The 4340-nt window shown below is 58.9% G+C and carries 3 protein-coding genes; all 3 read left to right on the top strand.

Features of this window, described 5'->3' with window-relative positions:
- The first annotated feature begins 160 nt into the window (after positions 1 to 160).
- On the top strand, positions 161 to 748 hold the full coding sequence (locus tag EJA71_RS26845; RefSeq protein ID WP_158961044.1) for a YecA family protein: 588 nt from the start codon (positions 161 to 163) through the stop codon (positions 746 to 748).
- 10 nt (positions 749 to 758) lie between these two features.
- Positions 759 to 1154 carry a YbaN family protein gene (locus EJA71_RS26840; protein ID WP_158961042.1) on the top strand — a complete coding sequence of 132 codons (396 nt, stop codon included), beginning with the start codon at positions 759 to 761 and terminating at the stop codon, positions 1152 to 1154.
- Between the two features lie 127 nt (positions 1155 to 1281).
- Positions 1282 to 4340, top strand: a 3059-nt coding sequence (locus EJA71_RS26835) for an Ig-like domain repeat protein (protein WP_158961040.1), incomplete at its 3' end; no start/stop codon positions are given.

Genomic DNA, 4340 nt, shown 5'->3' with positions numbered 1-4340 from the left:
GATCTTTTGATCTTTACAAACAACATCAAAAGATCGCAGCCTTCGGCAGCTCCTACAGGGGGTTCGGTTGTCCGGGCAGCAAATCTGCCTTGCGGCTGGCTTGAGCGCGCAAGAAGGCCTAGAATTCCCGCATTGTTTATTCCCCCAAGGTAGCCCCGTAATGTCCTTCGCTGAGCAACTAACCCGCCTGCAAGTCTTTCTCGACGCCGACGAGCTGCACGACGAGGCGTTGGATTACGTGGCCGCCCACGGTTACCTGACCGCCCTGTCGATCTGCGCCGAAGACGTGCCGGATCGCGAGTGGATCGACGCCCTGTTCGCCGAAGAGCCGCATTACAGCAGCGACGCCCAGCGCGCCGAAATCGAAGCCACGCTGATCGGCCTCAAGGCGCACATCGCCCGTCAACTGGCCTCGGACGAAGAGTTCGAACTGCCATGCGATCTGGATCTGGGTGAAGAGCCGGACGACTCTGAACTGCGCGGCTGGTGCATCGGTTTCATGGAAGGCGTGTTCCTGCGTGAAGAAGCCTGGTTCGAAACCGCCGAAGAAGAAGTCAGCGAGATGTTGCTGCCGATCATGGTCGGTTCGGGTCTGTTCGACGAGCAGCCAGAGTTCGAAGACATCGCCAAAGACGCCAACCTGATGGACGACATGATCGTGCAGATCCCGGAAGCCCTGACCGCGCTGTACCTGCTGTGCCAGGCGCCTGACGAAAAACCGGCGATCCTCAAGCCACGTCACCACTAAGATCCGGCCTATGGACAATCCCATAGGCAACCGCCCCCTGATGTTGCGCTACTTCCTGCTGGCCGTCGGCTGGCTCAGCGTGGCATTAGGGGTGATCGGGATTTTCCTGCCCGTCCTGCCCACCACCCCTTTCCTTCTGCTCGCAGCGGCCTGCTTTGCGCGCAGCTCTCCGCGTTTCTATAAATGGCTGGTCGAGCACCCCCGGCTCGGGCCGTGGATTCGCGATTACCTCGATGGCAACGGCATTCCGCTCAAGGGCAAGGTCTACGCGATCGGGCTGATGTGGGCGAGCATTCTGTTCTCCTGCTATCTGGTGCCATTGCCGTGGGCGCGGGGGTTCATGCTGACCAGTGCGGTGCTGGTGACGGTTTATATCTTGCGGCAGAAAACCCTGCAAAAGCCCTGAGTCGGCCACTACCGTTCGTCTGAAAACAGTGCCTACCTGTCAGATATGACAGTAGCCGATTGCGCGCAATCGGCCTAAAACAGCACTGCCTCGATCATCCCCCGATCTTCAGACGGAGTGGCCTTCCATGACTGCGTTCAGCCGATTTCTGTTTGCCCCGCGACAGGGCTTTTCCACCTTCATGTCACCGTTGCAACTGTGGCCGCTTTACATAGCCGGTATGACGCGTCCGGTGACCGACGCCGATGGCGGCATCAACATTGCGGTGGTCGAGGAACATGACGGAGGCGTGTTGACCGTCCTTGATCCTTATCCCGACATGGCCGCGGGCGACGCCATCTCCATTCTTGTCGCTGACGAGCCCGTGCACCAGATCAGAGTGACCCCTGATGATCTCGACAAGCGCCTGATGTTTTATCTGCCAGTCGCCAACTTCATCCCCGGCACCCTCGAATGCCATTACGTGCTGACCCGCGCCGGCGAGACCGCTCCTGATGATCCATCGGTACGCCTGAAACTGCGGGTCAAACTGGACAACCCCGCCGGCGCTGATAAAGAGCCGCACAAACCGGGGCACTCCGAACTGAAAATGGTTGGGCTGCCGCAGGACGTCATTGACAACGGTGTTTCGAAAGAATGGGCCACCCAAGGTGTGCCGATGACGGTCGCGCGTTACCCGGGCATCACCCTGCGGGATCACATCTACGTGAAGTGGGGTAATGTCTTTCTCCTGCCCCACGAGGTGACTCAAGCGGAAGTGGATGGCGCAGAAATCATCATCACTGCGACCCCCGCCGACATCCTCAGCGGCGGCGATAGCAATAAACTGTTGATCCACTATCAGGTGTATGACGAGGTCTGGAATTTCAGCGAAAAATGGTCGCAGCAGGCCAACGTGGCGGTCGAGGCCGGCGCATCACGGCTGGAACCGGCCATTTTCAAAGAGGCCGATGAAGGCCAGATTCAACTCAAGGACCTCGATCATCAACCAGCCACGCTGTTGATCCACATCCAGAGTGGCGGCGTCTTCGAAGCCGGCGACACGGTAATGATCCGGATCATCGGTACGCCGATACCGGGCTCGCCATCACGCACGTTCACCGCTGAAGTCATCCTGCGTACGCCCGCATACGTACTCGAGCAATCGATTCCTTATGAGTTCGTCAGCCTGTTCGCCATGGGCACAATGGATGCGTCCTACGAGCTGCATAAAAAAAATGGCGATCGGCATTCGTCCAAACGCACCTGGGCTAGTGTGATCGGCAATCCATCGCAGTTGCCGGCACCGGCGATCAACGAAGTGATCGGTGCGACGTTGCCGGCCGACAGTCCGTTGGCCACGGTGTTGATCCGCTATCCGAGCATGGCCAACGGCGACTTCATCAACCTGATCTGGGAAGGTATTCGTTCGAACGGCAATCCCTACGTGCACGAAGAACAGCACAGCGTCAGCGACAACGAACAACGAGAAGGTCTGGTTACGGTTTACGTTGCCAGCGAGCATATCCAGGCGCTGGCCAATGGCAGCCTGAAACTCTATTACCGGGTGGCCACCGACGTCGAAGACGATGACGGCGTCAGCGAGTCGGATTATCTTCGTGTCGAAGTCGGCACCTTGCGCGCGACGTTACCGTCACCAGAAGTCGAAGAAGCCGTCGACGGCATCATCGATCCGTCGCAAGCCAACACTCAGGTAAGTGTGCGGATCAAACCGGTCGCTTGGGCCAAGGGCGACACGCTGACCTATTACTGGATCGGCACCAGCCCATTGGTCAGCACCCAAGACAGCTTGCCAATCACCGAACTGGGGATCGGCGAGCCGCGACGGTTTCGAGTGGCAGCGCGTTTCGTCAGCGGCAATATCGGCCACATCGTCACCGTGCGCTACACGTTAAGACATGCCGCGACCGGCAAGTTCAGCTACTCGCTGCCGCTGTCAGTGATGATCGGTGAGCCGGTCGGTTTTTTGCCGCCACCCGAAGTGGTGCAAGCGCCCGACGGCACTCTGGATCCGATGAAGGGCATTGATGGCGTCGACATTCAATGCCGTTACGCGTCGATGGATGCGACTCTTGATACGCTCGGTCTGAAGTGGCGTGGCACCCCCGGCGCCGGCACCTCGCAAGACCTGGAAAAACCTGCGAACACGTCAGGCATGGTCGCCTTTCATTTGCCGGCCAGTGTGGTTGGCGCCAACATCCGGCGCTCGGTCAACGTCAACTACGAAGTCGGCCGATACGGGCGCTGGACGCCATCGGAAAATCTTCCGCTGAACATTCTCGGTTTCCAGAAACCCGAAACAGATCTGCCCCGACCTGAAGTCCCGCAAGCGGTCAACGCGGTACTCGACCTGATGGAATTCACCGGCGAGGCGCGCGTGCTGGTCAAGCCGTGGCCGTTCATTGCGGAGGGGCAGTTGGTGTGGCTGAAGCTCGAGGGGCGAACCGGCACCGGCACACACTTCATTGAATTGCTTAAGGCGCACCGGGTCACCGTCGCACAAGTGACACAAGGTTTGGATCAACCGCTGCTCAGAACCGAACTGGCGAAACTGCTGCACAGTTCTCCCGCGACAGTCACCTGTAAGGTGATTTTCGATGGCAGTACCGAAGAGTCCGCGGCGATTGATTTCCCTAACCTGGCACTGACCATCCGCACGCGATACGACTACCTGACACCGGTCATCACCAGTGTGCAGAGCCCGCAAAATATCGAAATCCGCGATAACGACCTGACCTACGACAAAAGCGTGACCATTCACGGGACGGCAACACGGGGGGAAAAAGTCGACGTGAAGTTGAATGGCGTCTCCGTAGGCCGGGCCGACGTTGTGCCACCGGGCACTTGGGTGTTTCCGACGGCAGATTTGCCCATGGGCTCGCAGCGCATCACCGTCGAGGCTTTGTACGATGCCGATCCGACCACCAGTCTGCCGCGCACCTTCACGGTCGCCGTCGCCAGTCGCCCGGAAATCACGGGTGTCACCGACGTCAGAGGCAACGTTCCGCCCAATGAGACAACCTATGAAACCAGTGTGACAGTAGCAGTCAAGGCCGATTCGAATCAGCGGGTGCAACTCTACGATGGCGCGGCAACGATTGGCGCGCCGATCACGCTGAATGCGGCGGGTGTTGGTAGTCTGGTGTTGCCGAATCTCGCCCCAAAAAACTATTCGTTGAAAGCCAG

It is taken from the genome of Pseudomonas sp. PB106, from assembly GCF_009764645.1.
GTDB lineage: Bacteria > Pseudomonadota > Gammaproteobacteria > Pseudomonadales > Pseudomonadaceae > Aquipseudomonas.
This window is presented reverse-complemented; position numbering and strand designations above follow the sequence as displayed.